Here is a 16,585-nt window from a genome sequence, read left to right as displayed (position 1 = left end):
CACCGCATGATTCCCTGGCTTGATGCGCATACGCCGTTCCCCGACGTATCCGAGGCACTGACGATGGACGCGCCCGGCCTGCTTGCGGCCGGCGCCGACCTGTCGCCGCGGCGCCTGCTGCTCGCCTACCAGAACGGCATCTTCCCGTGGTTTTCGGAAGGCCAGCCGATCCTCTGGTGGAGCACCGACCCGCGCATGGTCCTATACACCGATGACTTCAAGATCAGCGACAGCCTGAAAAAAACCTTGCGCCGCGTCGAGCGCAGCCGGAGCGAAGGTGGACGCTGGCAAGTGCGCTTCGACAGCGATTTCGAAGCGGTAATGCGCGCCTGCGCGGCTCCGCGCAAGGATGGTCCGGGCACCTGGATTTCCGAAGACATCATCGATGGCTACACCGGCCTGCACGCGCTCGGCTACGCGCACTCGGCCGAAGTCTGGCTGGACGGCGAACTGGTCGGCGGCGCCTATGGCGTGTGCATCGGGCGCATGTTCTACGGCGAATCGATGTTCGCGCGCGTGTCCGACGCCTCCAAGGTGGCGCTGGCCTACCTGGTCGCCTTCCTGCGCGCGCACGGCGTGCGCATGGTCGACTGCCAGCAGGAAACCGGCCACCTGGCCTCGCTGGGCGCCGCGCCGATCTCGCGGGCAGTGTTCCTGCAACACCTGCGCGCGGCGATCAGGGAGCCGGCGATCGGGCCGTGGCAACCAGTCGCACCGTTCGTCTAATTGTGCGCAGCTCCGCTTTCGTTAGAATAGGGCCATCACTCCCGAGAGCTCTGCATGACGCACCTTAACGACCTGCCCTTCTCCACGCTGCAGTTCTACACGACTGCCCCGTATCCGTGCAGCTACCTCGACGCACGCCAGGCCCGCTCGCAAGTGGCCACGCCGTCGCACCTGATCAACGCGGACGTGTATTCCGAGCTCGTGAAGAACGGCTTTCGCCGCAGCGGCATTTTTACGTATCGCCCGTATTGCGACGGCTGCCAGGCCTGCATCCCGGTGCGCGTGCGCTGCAACGAGTTCGCACCCAACCGCACCCAGCGCCGCGCCTGGAAGCGCCATGGCGACCTGTCGGCCGTGGTGGCCAATCTCGCCTTTTCGGACGAACACTACGCGCTCTACCTGCGCTACCAGACCACGCGCCACGTCGGCGGCGGCATGGACCAGGACAGCCGCGACCAGTACGCCCAGTTCCTGCTGCAAAGCCGGGTCAACACGCGCCTGGTGGAATTTCGCGAACCCGACGGCTTGCTGCGCATGGTGTCGATCATCGACGTGCTGTCGGATGGCCTGTCTTCGGTCTACACCTTCTTCGACCCCGACGTGCCCGGCGCCTCCTTTGGTACCTACAACGTGATGTGGCAAGTGGCGCAGGCGCGCGAACTCGGCCTGCCCTTCGTCTACCTCGGCTACTGGATCGAGCAGAGCCCAAAGATGGCGTATAAAATCAATTTCCGCCCGCTGGAGGCGCGCATCGCCGGGACTTGGGGCATCCTCGACCGCTAGAGTGCTCTAAAGGCGCCACTCGCGCACGGTACAATGAGCGCGACCCCATTTCCGAGCGCGCCATGTCCGACAAACTCCTGTACACCCTCGCCCGTCCCCTGCTGTTCACGCTGCCTGCGGAAACCGCCCACAACCTGACCCTGCCCGCCCTGCACAGCGCCGCCCAGCGCGGCGCCACCGGCATGTTCAAGAAGCCGGCGCCGGACCCGCGCACCGTGATGGGCATCACCTTCCCGAACCCGGTCGGCCTGGCCGCGGGCCTGGACAAGGACGGCGCCTACATCGACGGCCTGGCGGCGCTGGGCTTCGGCTCGATCGAGATCGGCACCGTGACCCCGCGCGCGCAGGCGGGCAATCCGAAGCCGCGCATGTTCCGCGTCCCGGCCGCGCGCGGCATCATCAACCGCATGGGTTTTAACAATGGCGGCGTCGACGCCTTTGTCGCCAACGTCCAGGCCTCGCGCTTCTACCAGAACAAGGAAGGCGTGCTCGGCCTGAACATCGGCAAGAACGCCGACACCCCGATCGAACGCGCCGCCGACGATTACCTGATCTGCCTGCGCAAGGTGTATCCGTACGCGAGCTACGTCACGGTCAACATCTCGTCGCCCAACACCAAGAACCTGCGCCAGCTGCAAGGCGCTTCCGAACTCGACGCCCTGCTCGCCCAGCTCAAACTGGAGCAAACGAAGCTGGCCGACCAGCATGGCCGCTACGTGCCGCTGGCGCTGAAGATCGCACCGGACATCGACGCCGAACAGATCCGCGACATCGCCGGCGCCCTTTTGCGTCACAAGATCGACGGCGTCATCGCGACGAATACGACGCTGAACCGGCGCGACGTCGAACGCTACCGCCACGGCATGGAAACCGGCGGCGTCTCGGGCGCGCCCGTGTTCGACCTGTCGAACATCGTGATCCGCGCGATGAAAAAGGAACTCGGCGACGCCATCCCGATCATCGGCGTCGGCGGCATCCTGTCGGGCCAGGATGCGCAGGAAAAGATCGCCTCCGGCGCCCGGCTGGTGCAGCTCTACAGCGGCCTGATCTACCGCGGCCCGTCGCTGGTGCGCGAGTGCGCGGACGCATTGAAAGCCTGAAGAACCCATGGAACGCACACGACTCGGACGCAGCGAATTACAGGTATCGAAGGTCTGCCTCGGGACCATGACCTTCGGCGAACAGAATACGGAGCTTGATGCCCACCGCCAGCTCGACTACGCGGTCGAGCGCGGCATCAATTTCATCGACACCGCCGAGATGTACCCGGTAATGGGCCGCGCCGAAACGCAGGGTTCGACCGAACGCTTCATCGGCAGCTGGCTGCATCGGCGCGGTCGGCGCGACGACCTCGTCATCGCCTCGAAAATCGCCGGCCCGAATGCGAACATGGGCTGGATTCGCGGTCCATCGCATGACCTCGACGCGGCCAACGTGCGCGCCGCGGTCGAAGCCAGCTTGCAGCGCCTGCAGATCGATTACATCGACCTGTACCAGATCCACTGGCCAAGCCGCAACCTGCCGATCTTCGGCGCCAACAGTTTTAATCCGAAGCGCGAGCGTTCGAGCGTGCCGATCGAAGAAACGCTGGGCGCGCTGGGCGAACTGGTCAAGGCCGGCAAGATCCGCGCGATCGGCGTCTCGAACGAGAGTTCGTGGGGCGTGTGCGAATACGTGAAGCTGGCCGAGACGCGCGGTTTGCCGCGCATCGCCACGATCCAGAACCTGTACAACCTGACGGCGCGCGCGTTCGAGACGACGCTGCTCGACGAGACCTGCTTCCGCACCGAGGTCAGCCTGCTGGCCTACAGTCCGCTGGCGTTCGGGCAGCTCACAAGCAAATACCTCGACGATCCGAAGGCGCACGGGCGGCTGACGATTTTCCCGCCGAACTGGAGTCCGCGCTATGTGCGGCCCGAGGTGCTGGCGGCGGTTGCCGAATATGCGGCGCTGGCGCGTGCGCATGGATTAAGCCCGGCGCAGATGGCGCTGGCCTGGTGTTATTCGCGCTGGTTCGTGGGGTCGACCATTATTGGGGCGACGACCTTGGCGCAGCTGGAGGAGAACATCGATGCGGCGGAGATCATGTTGCCGGATGAGGTGGTGAAGGCGATCGATGGGATTCACGCGCGAATTACGAATCCGGGGCAGTAAGGTCGCGCGTAATTCAAACGTGCGTTGAACGCGTGGACGGGAGACCCGTCCACCCTACAGTTGGCGACCGTAGGGTGAACGGCTTTGCCGTCCACGCGTCGATCGTTATCGCGCGCGTACTCGCACACGCACCGATATTAAATCGCCACTGCCTCATCCGCCTCCAGCGAGCGCTCGATATCCGCCCGCGTAAACCCCGGTGCAAACCGCTCGATGAAGTGATACGCATACGCCCTTAAATATGCCCCGCGCCGCACGGCAAGGCGCGTCACATTCGGCGCAAACAGGTGCGACGACTCGATCGCCCGCAAGCCTTTGTCGCGTCCGTGGTCAAAAGCCATCGAGGCGATGATGCCGACCCCCATCCCCAGCGACACGTACTGCTTGATGACGTCCGAATCCATGGCGGTGAGCACCATGTCCGGCGCCAGCCCGGCCTTGGCGAAGGCATTGTCGATGTGGCTGCGGCCGGTGTAGCCGACGTCGTAGGTGATGAGCGGGTACTCGGCCAGGTCTTCCAGCCGCAGCGGGGTTTTACTGAGCAGCGGGTGTCCGTCCGGCGCCACCACCACGTGGCTCCAGCGGTAGCACGGGAACGAGACCAGGTCGGGAAAGGTGGACAGACCTTCGGTGGCGATGCCGATGTCGGCGCGGCCGGACAGCACGTATTCGGCGATGTGTTCCGGCGCACTTTGCTGCAGGGCGATGCGCACGTTCGGGAAGGCGTTGCGGAACGATTGCACCACCTGCGGCAGCGCATAGCGCGCCTGGGTGTGGGTGACGGCAATCGTCAGCGTGCCGCTGTCCTGGGCCGAATATTCCTGGCTGGCCTGCGCCAGGTTTTCCGCTTCCACCAGCAGGCGCTCGACGATTTTCAGGATGCCCTTGCCGGGTGCGGTCAGACCGGTCAGGCGCTTGCCGTTGCGTTCGAAGATGACGACGCCGAGTTCGTCCTCGAGTTCGCGGATCTGGCGCGACACGCCCGGCTGCGAGGTGAACAGTGCCGCGGCCACGTCGGTGAGGTTGAAATTGCGGCGCGCCGCTTCGCGCACCGAACGCAGCTGCTGGAAGTTCATATACCCCCTCCTTCGTCGACGAACACCTGGATCTGGCGCGGACGCACGAGCAGGGTCTCGCCTTCTTTCAGTTCGAGGCGGGCGAAGCGCTCGTTCGGAATCACCGCTTCGATCAGCTGCGCATTGTCGGCGCGCTCGAGGTCGAGCTGGGCCAGCGGGCCGATCGCATGCGCGCGGCGTAGTTTCACCACGATGCCTGGCTGGCCCGCGGCGTAGCGCTCGACGTCGAGGTCGTGCGGACGCACGTAGCCGATGCCGTCGGCGTTCTGCACGGCGCTGTGGCCGGGCGCGTCGAAAATCGCGTCGCCGCTGGCCAGCACGCCGTCGTGCACGCGGCCGTGGAACAGGTTGACGTTGCCGAGGAAGCTGTAGACGAAGGGCGAGGCCGGGGCGTTGTACACGCTTTCGGGCGTGCCGAGCTGCTCGACGCGGCCCTTGTTCATGACCACCACCTGGTCCGCCACTTCGAGCGCTTCTTCCTGGTCGTGGGTGACGAAGATCGAGGTCACGTGCAGGTCGTCGTGCAGGCGGCGCAGCCAGCGGCGCAATTCCTTGCGCACCTTGGCATCCAGGGCGCCGAAGGGTTCGTCGAGCAGCAGAACGCGCGGCTCCACGGCAAGGGCACGGGCAAGCGCGATGCGCTGGCGCTGGCCGCCCGAGAGTTGCGGCGGGTAGCGGTCGGCGATCCAGTCCAATTGCACCAGTTCGAGCAGCTGCTTGACCTTGTCGCGGATCTGCTGTTCGGACGGACGCTCCTTGCGTGGCCGTACGCGCAGGCCAAAGGCGACGTTCTCGAACACCGTCATGTGTTTGAAGAGCGCGTAATGCTGGAACACGAAGCCGACCTGGCGCTCGCGCACGTGGCTGCGCGAGGCATCCTGGCCGTCGAGCAGGACCGAGCCGGTATCCGGGTGTTCGAGGCCGGCGATGATGCGCAGCAGCGTGGTCTTGCCGCAGCCGGAGGGTCCCAGCAAGGCGGTCAGCTGGCCGTCGGGGAATTGCAGCGAGACGTCGTCGAGCGCCTTGAACTGGCCGAACTGCTTGCGGATGTGTTGGACTTCGATCGTCATTCTGTGCGCTCCGTGGTGCCGGCGTCCGCGCTGCGGGATTGATGCAGGCGCCATTCGATAAGGGATTTGACGGCCAGCGTTACCAGCGCGAGCAGCGCCAGCAAGGATGCGATCGCAAACGCGGCCGTGAAGTTGTATTCGTTGTAGAGGATTTCGACGTGCAGCGGCATGGTGTTGGTCTCGCCGCGGATATGGCCCGACACCACCGACACCGCGCCGAACTCGCCCATCGCCCGCGCATTGCACAGGATGACGCCGTACAGCAGGCCCCATTTGATGTTCGGAAGCGTCACGCGCCAGAAGGTTTGCCAGCCGGAGGCGCCCAGCACCAGCGCCGCTTCTTCTTCCTCGGTGCCCTGCTGCTGCATCAGCGGAATCAGCTCGCGTGCGACGAAGGGGAAGGTGATGAACACGGTCGCCAGCACGATGCCCGGCACCGCGAACAGGATCTTGATGTCGTGTTCCATCAGCCACTCGCCGAACCAGCCCTGGGCGCCGAACAGCAGCACGTAGATCAGGCCGGCGATCACCGGCGACACCGAGAACGGCAGGTCGATCAGGGTCAGCAGCACGCTCTTGCCCTTGAAGTCGAACTTGGCGATGCACCAGGCCGCGGCGACGCCGAAGACCAGGTTCAACGGCACCGAAATGCCGGCCGCGATCAGCGTGAGTTTAATCGCCGAGATGGCGTCGGGGTCGGTGATCGACTCGACATAGGTATCCCAGCCCTTCTTCAGCGCCTCGGCAAAGACGGCCACCAGCGGCACGAACAGGAACAGGGTCAGGAACGCGAGGGCGACGCCGATCAGCGTCCAGCGCACCCAGTTCGGCTCGAAGGCATTGGTTTTCACGGGACGTGCGGCACGCGGCGTGGCGGCAAGGGGTTTATTCAAGACTGCACTCATTTCTTGCCTGCCCTTCTGCGGGTCCAGGCCTGCAACAGGTTAATCGTCAGCAGCAGGATGAAGGAGAAGATCAGCATCACGACCGCGATCGCGGTGGCGCCGGCGTAATCGTACTGCTCGAGTTTGGTGATGATGAACAGCGGCGTGATCTCGGACACCATCGGCAGGTTGCCGGCGATGAAAATCACCGAGCCGTATTCGCCGGTGGCGCGCGCAAAGGCCAGCGCAAAGCCGGTCAGCAGCGCCGGCACGATCGACGGCAGGATCACGCGGAAAAAGGTTTGCAGCGGGCTGGCGCCCAGGCTGGCCGCCGCTTCTTCGAGTTCGCGCTCGGCTTCTTCCAGCACCGGCTGCACGGTACGCACGACGAACGGCAGCCCGATGAAGGTCAGCGCCACGACCACGCCCAGCGGCGTAAAGGCGACCTTGATGCCGAACTGTTCGAGGTATTTGCCGATCCAGCCATTGTTCGAATACAGCGCGGTCAGCGTGATGCCGGCCACGGCGGTGGGCAGCGCGAACGGCAGGTCGACCAGCGCGTCGACGAAGCGCTTACCGGGAAATTTATAACGCACCAGCACCCAGGCAACGATGCCACCGAAGACGACGTTCAGGGCGGCGGCGATCAGCGAGGCGCCGAAGCTGAGTTTATAGGAGGCGACCACGCGCTCGGAGGACACCGCCGTCCAGAACGCTTCCCAGGTCATGGTGAAGGTTTTCAGGAAGACGGCCGACAGCGGGATCAGCACGATCAGCGCCAGATAAAAGATCGTGAACCCGAGCGACAGCCCGAAGCCGGGGATGACCCGTCCTGGTGCGCGCGGTTTGGGAGTGTGCATGGCGTCCTTATTACAATTTCTTCTAATGGATCGTAATAATCTCACTTGCGGCTCATAAACCAAACGAACCAATCCTCATTTGCATAGACGAATTACGCTATTAGCACGCCTCAGTAGATTAATTTGGCCGCCACAGTCGTCAGCGTCAGCGCCAGCAATGCGCGCAGGAAGCGTTCAGGTACCTTGCGAGCGAGCATCGAACCAAGGGTAATGCCCGGCAGCGAACCGATGAGCAGGGTCAGCAACAGCATCCAGTCGATCGAACCCAGCCACCAGTGGCCGATGGCGGCGATCGCGGTCAGCGGCACGGCGTAGGCGATGTCGGTACCGGCCACTTCGGCCGGAGTCAGCTTCGGGTACAGCATCACCAGCAGGGTGGCGCCAATGGCGCCGGCGCCGATCGAGGAGATGGTGACCAGCACGCCGAGGATGGCGCCCGAGACGATGGTGGCCGTCACCAGTGCATTGCCTTGCAGCTGGCGCCCGGGTTTGGCGTGGATCCAGGCCAGCATGCGCTTGCGGAACAGCAGCGCGACGACGGTCAGCATGACCGAGCCGGCGATCGAATAACGGATGAGCTGGCCGATCTCGGCGTTGAGCGCGCCGAAGTGGCGCAGGCCGAGCGTGGCGACCAGCGCGGCCGGCAGCGCGCCCAGGCACAGGCGCCGCACGATGGTCCAGTTGACGGTGCCGTTGAAACGGTGGGTAATGGTGCCGGCGCCCTTGGTGATCGAGGCGAACGCCAGGTCGGTGCCGACGGCAACGGTCGGCGAGACGCCGAACAGCAGGGTCAGGAGCGGCGTCATCAGCGAGCCGCCGCCGACGCCGGTCATCCCGACCAGCAGGCCGACCCCGAAGCCGGCGGTAATGTATGTCATCAGCATGGCCCAAGGGTAAGCCGGGTCAGCCGTGGGACAAACGACGGTTTTTCTATTTGCTTATGCGTTGCGCGGGAATGGCAAGAATGCTGCGCAGAGTCAATATGCGAAATTCAGCTACAGGAGGTGGTGTACCGTAGGGTGGACTCCTGAGTCCACGCGGTCGAACTGTCGCGTGTCGAAATGCTCTTCATGGCACGCTCATCGCTTTCTGGTTGAAGCCGAAAATGGTTAACCGTTGCACGCGTGGACTCGGGAGTCCACCCTACGAGGGTGTGAAAAAATCGCCATGGCGGCGTTGCATCGTCTTGCCGTACCCCCGTACTGTCTTCGACGATGCGCCTTGCCCTGACAATTTTTTCACACCCTCTACGGTGCGCGGCCGTTCGAGCAAGGTCGAAGGCCGCTTGCATCGTACCGGTAAAGCTTACTTGTTCGGCTGCGGCGTCAGGCGCAGGTATGGCCGCGGCGCCGTAAACCCCTTCGGATATTTCTCAGCAATGACCGCCGGATCCTGCACGGTCAGCGGAATGATGACGTCGTCGCCATCTTTCCAGTTGCCCGGCGTCGCCACCGTATGCGCGTCGGTCAGCTGCAGCGCGTCGATCACGCGCAGCACTTCGTCGAAGTTGCGGCCGGTGCTCATCGGGTAAGTGATGGTCAGGCGGATCTTTTTCTTCGGGTCGATCACGAACAGCGAGCGCACGGTGGCCGTGGCTGACATTTCCGGGTGGATCATGTCGTACAGGGTGGACACGGATTTGTCGGCGTCGGCGATGATCGGGAAGCCCACCACGGTTTGCTGGGTCTCTTCGATATCCTTGATCCAGCCCTTGTGCTGCTCGGCCGGGTCGACCGAGAGCGCGATCGCTTTCACGTTGCGCTTGTCGAATTCAGGTTTCAGTTTGGCGGTCAGGCCGAGTTCGGTCGTGCACACCGGGGTAAAGTCGGCCGGGTGCGAGAACAGCACCACCCACGAATCGCCGGCCCACTCGTGGAAGCGGATCGTGCCGATGGTGGAATCCTGCTCGAAGTCGGGGGCGGTATCGCCAAGGCGTAAGGTCATGGTCATCTCCAGGGTTAGTCGGGACAGGCGCAGCGGCAGGTGGCGCCGCAGGCCATCCGCCTATTCTGCGGCATTTTCGACAAGCTTGCTGCGCTGTCAATGCATATCCTTATACGGTTTTCTCACATGAAGCGGTTGTAGAGCACCGTGACCCAGGTAGCGGCGGCCAGCAGCACCGTCAGCCCGACCGCGGCGCTGCCGAAATCCTTGGCGTTTTTCGACAGTGGATGGCGCTCGAGCGAAATGCGGTCGACGATCGCTTCGATGGCAGAATTGATGAGCTCGACGACGAGCACCAGCAGCAGCACGCCGATCAGCGCCAGCCGCTGGTAGCCGGAGATCGGCAGCACGAAGGCGAAAATGATGCCGAGCGCGAAGACCAGCACCTCCTGGCGGAAGGCGTGTTCGATGCGCCAGGCCGTCGCCAGACCCTGCACGGTATAACTCGACGCGGCCAGGATGCGCTTGAAGCCGCCCTTGCTCTTGAACTCGCTGGTCGGATGTTCCATCGTATTTCCAAAAAGACATGAAGAGCTGCCATTATGCCTGTTCCGGCGTAATTCTCATGCCCCGCTGTTAGACGGATAGCACTAGCCGAAAGCGCCCTGCTTTCCGCATTATGGTATAAAGTAGGGACGATACTGCACTGCACCAACCACATCATGAAAATCGAAACCCTTGAACCGCCCAAGACATCGATCCAGGTGATTGAACGCATGGTCGCCCTGCTCGATGCGCTGGCGACCTATCCGGACCCGGTCAGCCTGAAGGAATTGTCGAAAGTCTCGGGCCTGCATCCGTCCACCGCCCACCGTATCCTCAACGATATGGTCGTCACCCGTTTCGTCGACCGCGTCGAGCCCGGCACCTACCGGCTCGGCATGCGTCTGCTGGAACTGGGCAATGTGGTGAAAAGCCGGCTGTCGGTGCGCGAGGCGGCACTCGACTTCATGCGCGCCCTGCACAAGAAGACCCAGCAGACGGTGAATTTGTCGGTGCGCCAGGGCGACGAGATCGTCTACATCGACCGCGCCTTTTCCGAGCGCTCGGGCATGCAGGTGGTGCGCGCGATCGGCGGGCGCGGTCCGCTGCACCTGACCTCGACCGGCAAGCTGTTCCTGTCGGTGGACGAAGCCAAGGCGATTCGCGCGTATGCCACGCGCACCGGCCTGGCCGGCCACAACAAGAATTCGATCACCGACCTCTCCAAGCTCGAACGCGAACTGGGCCTGGTGCGCGCACGCGGCTATGCGCGCGACAACGAAGAGCTGGAACTGGGCGTGCGCTGCATGGCCGCCGGCATTTTCGATGACAGCGGCAAGCTCGTCGCCGGCCTGTCGATCTCGGCCCCGGCCGACCGTTTGCAGGACGACTGGCTCGACGACCTGGTGCAGACCGCCGGACAGATTTCGGCGACGCTCGGTTTCCGGCCGATGTCGGTAGCCTGAACCGGTGCATCCGGCACAAACAACAACGGCGCCCTCGGGCGCCGTTCGTTTCACTGCACGTTTATTTCAGCGCACGCTCGGCGCCGCCACCGTCGTAAACGCATGCGCCGCGGTGCTTGCCGCGCCGGCGGCCGTCGTGGCCGCCGCCGACGGCAGCACGGTGTCCGGCGTCAGCGCTTCGAGCCAGCGGCGCATGCGGCCGGCGTCGGCGGTGCGCGACATCTTGCCCTTCGAATCGAGGAAGACCATGATCACGTTGCGGCCCTGGATCATCGCCTGCATCACCAGGCAACGCCCCGCTTCGTTGATGAAGCCGGTCTTCTGCAGGCCGATGTTCCAGTCCGGCAGCGCCACCAGGTAGTTCGTATTGTTGTAACGCATCGGACGGCCGCTGGCCTCGACCACCCAGTTCGGATCGGTCGAATACTGGCGCAGCAGCGGTTTCTGGTGCGCGTAGGCCACCAGCCTGGCCAGGTCGCGCGCGCTCGACACGTTCTGGCTCGACAGGCCGCTGGCGTCGACGTAACGCGTGTCGTTCATGCCCAGTTCGCGCGCCTTGGCGTTCATCGCCGCGACAAACGCACCGGTCCCGCCTGGATAGTTGCGGCCCAGCGCCGAGGCGGCGCGGTTCTCCGAACTCATCAGGGCGATGTGCAGCAGGTTGCCGCGGGTCATGCGGGCACCGACCGGCAGGCGCGAGCTGCTGTACTTGTGGCGGTCGACGTCGTCATCCGTCACCGTCAGCGTCTGGTTCAGGTCGAGGTGGGCTTCGACCACGACCAGGCCCGTCATCAGCTTGGTGATCGAGGCGATCGGCAAGGCGACATTGGAATTCTTTTCGAACAGCACTTCGGACGTATTCTGGTCGAGCACGAGGGCGACGCTGGAGCGCAGCGACAGCGGGTCGCGCGTCTGGTTCAGGCCGGCCAGGTCGCCGGCGGTACGCGCCGCCGGAATGGCCAGCACGGCCGGCGCGGCGCGGCGTGCCAGGACATAGGTGACGCGACGCTTGCCGCGCACGGTTTCGACGCGGCGTACCATGCGCTGGCGCTTGTCGCTGGCCACCACGGCCTTCTCGCGCTTGCCCTTGCGCGTGGCCTTCGCCACCTTTTTCTTGACCGGCTTCTTCTTGACGGCCTGGCGCTTCTGCTTGCTGGAAGAAGCCTGTGCACCGGCACCCGCCCCCGCGGCCGACACCGGTTCGACGACCAGGAACAGCGATACCAGGACAGACAACAGGAGCTTCAACATTTCTACTTCCTTTTACGCGAATCGGTTCAGGCACTAACTGAAGTGTATGCGCCCGCAACTCAACTGCAAGCGAATTTAAACATTGCTCTGCCTATTTTGCCGCACAACAACGGATTGAGGCGCGGCGCATGCTCCCGTATGCGCCGATCTTCAACAATTGTGTAACGAGCGCAACACCTAATTTACAAAATGGACAAACGCCGACAGCGGCGCGCGTTCCGTCACCAGCGAATTTTCGATCTTTGACGGATCGGCCCAGCCGAGCGCCATGCCGCATACCACGGTTTCATTGGCCGGCAGCCGGAGTTGCTCGGCAATGATGCGGTGATATTGGATGAAGGCTGCCTGCGGGCAGGTGTCCAGCCCGCGTCCGCGCGCCGCTACCATGATGTTCTGCAAGAACATACCGTAGTCGAGCCAGGAGCCCTGCTCCATCACGCGGTCGATGGTAAAGATCAGCCCGACAGGTGCGTCGAAAAAGCGGAAATTGCGCGCGTGCTGGGCGGCCATGCCAGCCTTGTCTTCGCGCGAGAGGCCAAGCAGGCCGTACAGGTCCCAGCCGACCTTGCGGCGGCGGTCGATGAAGGGCGAGACCCATTCGCGCGGATAGTAGGCGTATTCCTCGGTGTGCTGGCGCGACTGCTCGGGATCGGAATGAACAGCCAGGATGGCCTCGGACAGCGCCGTGCGCGCCTGCCCGGTCAGCACATACACTTTCCAGGGCTGGGTATTCGTGCCCGACGGCGCGCGCGCTGCCACTTCGAGGATGCGTTCAATGTCGTGTTGCTCGACGGGTTTGTCGAGGAAGGCGCGGATCGAGCGGCGCGAGGTGATGGCGGCATCGACCGCTTCTTGTTGATTACTTGAGCTCATGGAATCAGTCCTTTTTCTTGACGACGAATGCGACACCGGTCACGGCCACCACCATGCCTACCAGCCCGAGCGCGCTGAGCGACTCGCCGAACAGCAGCCAGGCCATGACGGCGGTGGTGGGCGGGGTCAGGTATAGCAGGCTGGTCACTTCGGTGGCATTGCTGCGGCGGATGAGTTTAAAGAGCAGGAAAATCGCGCCGATCGACAGCGCGAACACCGACCACAGCAGCGCGAACACGAAGTTGGTTGTCCACATTACTTTAGACAATGCCGGGTCCAACTGTTCAAAAAGAATGGCGCACGGCAGCAATGCGGCCACGGTCGCCGCGAACTGGATCACGGTGCCGGTGCGCAGGTCGAAACTGGGGCAGTAGCGGCGCTGGTACATGGTGCCGGCCGTGATCGACAGCAGCGCGAACAGGCAATACAGGATGGCGCGCGTCGACAATCCGGTCAGGTTGATCTTTGCTACCACCACCAGCGCCACGCCGCCCAGGCCCAGCAGCAGGCCGATCCACTGACGCGGCCGCACGCGCTCGCCGATCAGCGGCGCGGCGACGGCAGTCAGGATCGGCTGCATGCCGACGATCAGCGCCGACAGGCCGGCCGGCATGCCGATCTTGATCGCGCACCAGACGCCGCCCAGGTAGCCAGCCTGCAGCAGCAAGCCCGCCACCGCCACGTGTCCCATGCGTCCGCGCGGCCAGGGCGCGCGCCAGAGCAGGACGATGGGCACCAGCACCAGCAGCACGCCCAGGCAGCGCAGCAGCAGGAAGGTGAGCGGCGGCGCATACGGCAGGCCGAACTTGGCCACGATGAAGCCGGTACTCCAGAGGAAGACGAAAAAGGATGGCACCAGCCAGCGGGGCTGCGCGTTGGAGACGCCTGGAACTGCGGTGCTGTCGGCCATGGTCGTGTGATTGAGCGCAAGCGTTGTGTGACACGTCGCCAGGAGGGCGAATGGCGCAGTTGCAAGTCTAACATGGGCGGCGCAACGTTTACGGAGACACCCAAGTGTCTTCAAAAATGATGCCTGCGCACGATATTAGTTGTCGCTTAGTATTTCTTCCGATGCAAGAAACCAACAAACGGAGCATGCGTGGTGCATCGCACCAAAATCGCTTGACGTGCTCGCCGAAATGGGCAAAACTTCGCTCTGTTGCGGTGCACCATTCAGATCAGCACCGGTTTGTAGCAGCATACCTTCCCTATAACGTTTGTTTGGAGATACACATGTTCGCAATCCCAGAGCAGTTCTCGAATGCCACCAAAGCCAACTTCGAAACCCAATTTGCCCTGTTCTCGTCGCTGACCGCGAAGACCTTCGAAAGCGTCGAAAAGCTGGTCGAGCTGAACATCAGCACCGCACGCGCCGCCATGGCCAGCAACTCGGCTACCGCCCGCCAGCTGCTGTCGGCCAAGGACCCGCAAGAGTTCTTCCAGCTGTCCGCCGCCCAGGCTCAGCCTGCCGCCGAGAAAGCCGTCGCCTACAACCGTCAGCTGGCCGCCATCGCCACCGCCAACGGCGCCGAGTTCTCGAAAGCCGCTGAAGGCCAGATCGTCGAAGCGAACCGCAAGGTCATCGCCCTGGTCGACGAAGTGAGCAAGAACGCCCCTGCCGGTTCGGAGACCTTCGTTGCCGCCGTCAAGACCGCGATCAGCAACGCCAACGCCGGCTACGAGCAGTTCAGCAAGACCACCAAGCAAGCTGTCGAAGCCATCGAAAGCAACGTCAACGCCGCCGTGTCGCAGTTCTCGCAAGCTGCCGCCAAGGCGCCGGCTGCCGCTGCCAACGCTGCTACCGCTGCTGCTTAAGTAAACATGCCCGCCTCGTGCGGGTGATAAAAAAGGCCGCCTGATCGCTCAGGCGGCCTTTTTACATTTTTTCCCATGAAGATGGTCGCCGCGATTCGGCGGGTGTACGCGGGCATGCCCGCCCTACGGTGCACGACCGTTACCATTGACAGATGCGTAACGTAGGGCGGGCATGCCCGCCGCTTTTCACCGCATGTATCCGCGCTCACTCCCCCAAATACGCCGCCTGCACCCGCGGATCATTGAGCATCGCCTTCGCATCCCCGGTCATGATGATCGCCCCCGAATCCATCACATACCCGCGGTGCGCCGCCTGCAGCGCCAGCTTCGCGTTCTGCTCGACCAGCAAGATGGTGATGCCCTGCCGCGACACATCGCGAATGACTTCGAAAATCTTCTCGACCATGATCGGCGCCAGCCCCATCGACGGTTCGTCCAGCAGCAGCAGGGTCGGATGGCACATCAGCGCGCGCGCCATCGCCAGCATCTGCTGCTCGCCGCCCGACAGCGTGCCGGCCAGCTGGCTTGACCGTTCCTTCAGGCGCGGGAAGACGCCGAACCACTTCTCGATGTCCGCCTCGATCGCCGCCTTGTCATTGCGCGTATAGGCGCCCATCAACAGGTTTTCGTGGATTGTCATGCGCGTGAACACGCCCCGCCCTTCCGGCACCATGGCCAGCTTTTGCTGCACCAGGCGGAACGATTGCGTTCCCGTCAGCGGCTGGCCGAGGTAGGACATGGTGCCCTCGACCTTGCACGCCGGCAGGGTGCCGGTGATCGCTTTCAGGGTGGTGGTCTTGCCGGCGCCGTTGGCGCCGATCAGGGTCACCAATTCTCCCTTGTTCACTTCCAGGTCGATGCCCTTGACCGCCTTGATGCCGCCGTAGGCCACCTTCAGGCCGGCGATTTTCAGAACATGTTCACCCATCACTGGGCACCTCCCAAATAGGCTGCGATGACCGCCGGATCCTTCTGGATTTCGTTTGGTGCCCCTTCGGCGATGCGCTTGCCGTATTCGAGCACGGTAATGCGGTCGCACAGGCCCATCATCAGTTTCACGTCGTGTTCGATCAGCAGTACGGTCTTGCCCTCACCCTTGATTTTGACGAGCAGCTCGCGCAGCGCCAGCTTTTCGGTGGCGTTCATGCCGGCCGCCGGTTCGTCCAGCGCCAGCAGTTGCGGATCGGTGGCGAGCGCGCGCGCGATTTCCAGGCGGCGCTGGTCGCCATACGACAGGTACTTCGCCGTGCGGTTGGCGAACTGGCCGATCCCGACGAAGTCCAATAACTCCTGCGCGCGGACGCGGATCGCCGCTTCCTCCTCGCGCGCCGCCTTGTGGCGGAAGATCGCCCCGAACACGCCCTGCTTCGTGCGCACGTGACGTCCGACCATGACGTTTTCCAGCGCCGTCATCTCGCCAAATAAACGGATGTTCTGGAAGGTGCGTGCAATGCCGGCTTTCGCCACCGCATGCGGGGCCGAGGGCGAATACGGCTTGCCGGCCAGCTCGAAGCTGCCGCTGTCGGGCTGGTACAGGCCGGTGATGACGTTGAAGAAGGTGGTCTTGCCGGCGCCGTTCGGGCCGATCAGGCCGACGATCTGGCCGGGGCGGATCTGGATGGCGACGTCGGTCAGCGCCTGCAGGCCGCCAAAGCGTTTGTTCACGCCCGAGATGTTCAATAAATAGTTGCTCATGGGGCT

18 protein-coding genes are annotated in these 16,585 nt (G+C 63.6%); 6 read left to right on the top strand and 12 right to left on the bottom strand.

Annotated features, from left to right (window positions below; translation table 11 throughout):
* Positions 1-6: 6 nt before the first annotated feature.
* The 4 genes from aat (at position 7) to IFT60_RS02990 (ending at position 3,663) form a co-directional block, all read left to right on the top strand.
* Positions 7-726 (top strand): leucyl/phenylalanyl-tRNA--protein transferase, encoded by a 720-nt coding sequence (gene aat / locus IFT60_RS03005; RefSeq protein ID WP_192049326.1) that lies wholly within the window; start codon positions 7-9, stop codon positions 724-726.
* Positions 727-780: 54 nt separating this feature from the next.
* Complete coding sequence (locus IFT60_RS03000) at positions 781-1,509, top strand: arginyltransferase (RefSeq protein ID WP_192049324.1); 729 nt, start codon at positions 781-783, stop codon at positions 1,507-1,509.
* 62 nt (positions 1,510-1,571) lie between these two features.
* Positions 1,572-2,609 carry a quinone-dependent dihydroorotate dehydrogenase gene (locus tag IFT60_RS02995; protein ID WP_192049322.1) on the top strand — a complete coding sequence of 346 codons (1,038 nt, stop codon included), beginning with the start codon at positions 1,572-1,574 and terminating at the stop codon, positions 2,607-2,609.
* A 7-nt stretch (positions 2,610-2,616) separates the two neighbouring features.
* Complete coding sequence (locus tag IFT60_RS02990; protein ID WP_192049320.1) at positions 2,617-3,663, top strand: aldo/keto reductase; 1,047 nt, start codon at positions 2,617-2,619, stop codon at positions 3,661-3,663.
* 137 nt (positions 3,664-3,800) lie between these two features.
* Here IFT60_RS02990 and IFT60_RS02985 read toward each other — a convergent pair whose 3' ends face one another.
* The 7 genes from IFT60_RS02985 to IFT60_RS02955 all read right to left on the bottom strand — a co-directional run bounded on the left by IFT60_RS02985 (position 3,801) and on the right by IFT60_RS02955 (position 10,006).
* Positions 3,801-4,739, bottom strand: a complete 939-nt coding sequence (locus tag IFT60_RS02985) for a CysB family HTH-type transcriptional regulator (protein ID WP_192049318.1) — start codon at positions 4,737-4,739, stop codon at positions 3,801-3,803.
* A complete protein-coding gene (locus IFT60_RS02980) occupies positions 4,736-5,809 on the bottom strand; it encodes a sulfate/molybdate ABC transporter ATP-binding protein (protein WP_192049315.1) in 1,074 nt (357 codons plus the stop codon). The genes IFT60_RS02985 and IFT60_RS02980 overlap by 4 nt, the downstream gene beginning before the upstream one ends.
* The gene (gene cysW / locus IFT60_RS02975; RefSeq protein ID WP_192049313.1) at positions 5,806-6,714 is read right to left on the bottom strand and encodes a sulfate ABC transporter permease subunit CysW; all 909 of its coding nucleotides are present in this window, start codon (positions 6,712-6,714) and stop codon (positions 5,806-5,808) included. Before cysW ends, IFT60_RS02980 begins: the two co-directional genes overlap by 4 nt.
* Positions 6,711-7,553 carry a sulfate ABC transporter permease subunit CysT gene (gene cysT, locus IFT60_RS02970; RefSeq protein ID WP_192049311.1) on the bottom strand — a complete coding sequence of 281 codons (843 nt, stop codon included), beginning with the start codon at positions 7,551-7,553 and terminating at the stop codon, positions 6,711-6,713. Before cysT ends, cysW begins: the two co-directional genes overlap by 4 nt.
* Positions 7,554-7,663: 110 nt before the next feature.
* Positions 7,664-8,437 carry a sulfite exporter TauE/SafE family protein gene (locus tag IFT60_RS02965; RefSeq protein WP_192049309.1) on the bottom strand — a complete coding sequence of 258 codons (774 nt, stop codon included), beginning with the start codon at positions 8,435-8,437 and terminating at the stop codon, positions 7,664-7,666.
* A 421-nt stretch (positions 8,438-8,858) separates the two neighbouring features.
* The gene (locus tag IFT60_RS02960; protein WP_192049307.1) at positions 8,859-9,497 is read right to left on the bottom strand and encodes a peroxiredoxin; all 639 of its coding nucleotides are present in this window, start codon (positions 9,495-9,497) and stop codon (positions 8,859-8,861) included.
* Between the two features lie 122 nt (positions 9,498-9,619).
* A complete protein-coding gene (locus IFT60_RS02955; RefSeq protein ID WP_192049305.1) occupies positions 9,620-10,006 on the bottom strand; it encodes a diacylglycerol kinase in 387 nt (128 codons plus the stop codon).
* 153 nt (positions 10,007-10,159) lie between these two features.
* Between IFT60_RS02955 and IFT60_RS02950 the strand changes: the two genes are divergently transcribed.
* Entirely contained in the window at positions 10,160-10,945 is a 786-nt protein-coding gene (locus tag IFT60_RS02950) for an IclR family transcriptional regulator (RefSeq protein ID WP_192049303.1), read from the top strand.
* 66 nt (positions 10,946-11,011) lie between these two features.
* Here IFT60_RS02950 and IFT60_RS02945 read toward each other — a convergent pair whose 3' ends face one another.
* The 3 genes from IFT60_RS02945 to IFT60_RS02935 all read right to left on the bottom strand — a co-directional run bounded on the left by IFT60_RS02945 (position 11,012) and on the right by IFT60_RS02935 (position 13,979).
* Positions 11,012-12,196, bottom strand: a complete 1,185-nt coding sequence (locus IFT60_RS02945; protein WP_192049301.1) for a serine hydrolase — start codon at positions 12,194-12,196, stop codon at positions 11,012-11,014.
* A 177-nt stretch (positions 12,197-12,373) separates the two neighbouring features.
* Positions 12,374-13,069, bottom strand: a complete 696-nt coding sequence (locus IFT60_RS02940) for a nitroreductase (protein WP_192049299.1) — start codon at positions 13,067-13,069, stop codon at positions 12,374-12,376.
* 4 nt (positions 13,070-13,073) lie between these two features.
* Positions 13,074-13,979, bottom strand: coding sequence for a DMT family transporter (locus IFT60_RS02935; protein ID WP_192049297.1), 906 nt, complete (start codon positions 13,977-13,979; stop codon positions 13,074-13,076).
* Positions 13,980-14,302: 323 nt separating this feature from the next.
* On the opposite strand from IFT60_RS02935, the gene phaP reads away from it, so the two are divergent.
* Positions 14,303-14,884 carry a TIGR01841 family phasin gene (phaP, locus tag IFT60_RS02930; protein WP_192049295.1) on the top strand — a complete coding sequence of 194 codons (582 nt, stop codon included), beginning with the start codon at positions 14,303-14,305 and terminating at the stop codon, positions 14,882-14,884.
* Between the two features lie 205 nt (positions 14,885-15,089).
* Here the strand turns inward: phaP and IFT60_RS02925 are convergent, their stop codons facing one another.
* Positions 15,090-15,812 (bottom strand): ABC transporter ATP-binding protein, encoded by a 723-nt coding sequence (locus IFT60_RS02925; protein ID WP_192049293.1) that lies wholly within the window; start codon positions 15,810-15,812, stop codon positions 15,090-15,092.
* Complete coding sequence (locus tag IFT60_RS02920) at positions 15,812-16,579, bottom strand: ABC transporter ATP-binding protein (protein WP_192049291.1); 768 nt, start codon at positions 16,577-16,579, stop codon at positions 15,812-15,814. Before IFT60_RS02920 ends, IFT60_RS02925 begins: the two co-directional genes overlap by 1 nt.
* Positions 16,580-16,585 lie beyond the last annotated feature (6 nt).

The sequence above is a fragment of the Massilia sp. CFBP 13721 genome (genome assembly GCF_014842025.1).
In the GTDB taxonomy this organism is placed as follows: domain Bacteria; phylum Pseudomonadota; class Gammaproteobacteria; order Burkholderiales; family Burkholderiaceae_D; genus Telluria.
This window is presented reverse-complemented; position numbering and strand designations above follow the sequence as displayed.

Excerpts from the sequence above, each read along its gene's own strand:
- IFT60_RS02995 (WP_192049322.1), top strand. The coding sequence starts at position 1,572 with ATGTCCGACAAACTCCTGTACACCCTCGCCCGTCCCCTGCTGTTCACG.
- IFT60_RS02980 (WP_192049315.1), bottom strand. The coding sequence starts at position 5,809 with ATGACGATCGAAGTCCAACACATCCGCAAGCAGTTCGGCCAGTTCAAG.
- IFT60_RS02940 (WP_192049299.1), bottom strand. The coding sequence starts at position 13,069 with ATGAGCTCAAGTAATCAACAAGAAGCGGTCGATGCCGCCATCACCTCG.
- IFT60_RS02985 (WP_192049318.1), bottom strand. The coding sequence starts at position 4,739 with ATGAACTTCCAGCAGCTGCGTTCGGTGCGCGAAGCGGCGCGCCGCAAT.
- cysT (WP_192049311.1), bottom strand. The coding sequence starts at position 7,553 with ATGCACACTCCCAAACCGCGCGCACCAGGACGGGTCATCCCCGGCTTC.
- IFT60_RS02945 (WP_192049301.1), bottom strand. The coding sequence starts at position 12,196 with ATGTTGAAGCTCCTGTTGTCTGTCCTGGTATCGCTGTTCCTGGTCGTC.
- IFT60_RS02955 (WP_192049305.1), bottom strand. The coding sequence starts at position 10,006 with ATGGAACATCCGACCAGCGAGTTCAAGAGCAAGGGCGGCTTCAAGCGC.
- IFT60_RS02920 (WP_192049291.1), bottom strand. The coding sequence starts at position 16,579 with ATGAGCAACTATTTATTGAACATCTCGGGCGTGAACAAACGCTTTGGC.
- IFT60_RS02990 (WP_192049320.1), top strand. The coding sequence starts at position 2,617 with ATGGAACGCACACGACTCGGACGCAGCGAATTACAGGTATCGAAGGTC.
- IFT60_RS02960 (WP_192049307.1), bottom strand. The coding sequence starts at position 9,497 with ATGACCTTACGCCTTGGCGATACCGCCCCCGACTTCGAGCAGGATTCC.
- aat (WP_192049326.1), top strand. The coding sequence starts at position 7 with ATGATTCCCTGGCTTGATGCGCATACGCCGTTCCCCGACGTATCCGAG.
- IFT60_RS02925 (WP_192049293.1), bottom strand. The coding sequence starts at position 15,812 with ATGGGTGAACATGTTCTGAAAATCGCCGGCCTGAAGGTGGCCTACGGC.
- IFT60_RS02950 (WP_192049303.1), top strand. The coding sequence starts at position 10,160 with ATGAAAATCGAAACCCTTGAACCGCCCAAGACATCGATCCAGGTGATT.
- IFT60_RS02935 (WP_192049297.1), bottom strand. The coding sequence starts at position 13,979 with ATGGCCGACAGCACCGCAGTTCCAGGCGTCTCCAACGCGCAGCCCCGC.
- phaP (WP_192049295.1), top strand. The coding sequence starts at position 14,303 with ATGTTCGCAATCCCAGAGCAGTTCTCGAATGCCACCAAAGCCAACTTC.
- IFT60_RS02965 (WP_192049309.1), bottom strand. The coding sequence starts at position 8,437 with ATGCTGATGACATACATTACCGCCGGCTTCGGGGTCGGCCTGCTGGTC.
- IFT60_RS03000 (WP_192049324.1), top strand. The coding sequence starts at position 781 with ATGACGCACCTTAACGACCTGCCCTTCTCCACGCTGCAGTTCTACACG.
- cysW (WP_192049313.1), bottom strand. The coding sequence starts at position 6,714 with ATGAGTGCAGTCTTGAATAAACCCCTTGCCGCCACGCCGCGTGCCGCA.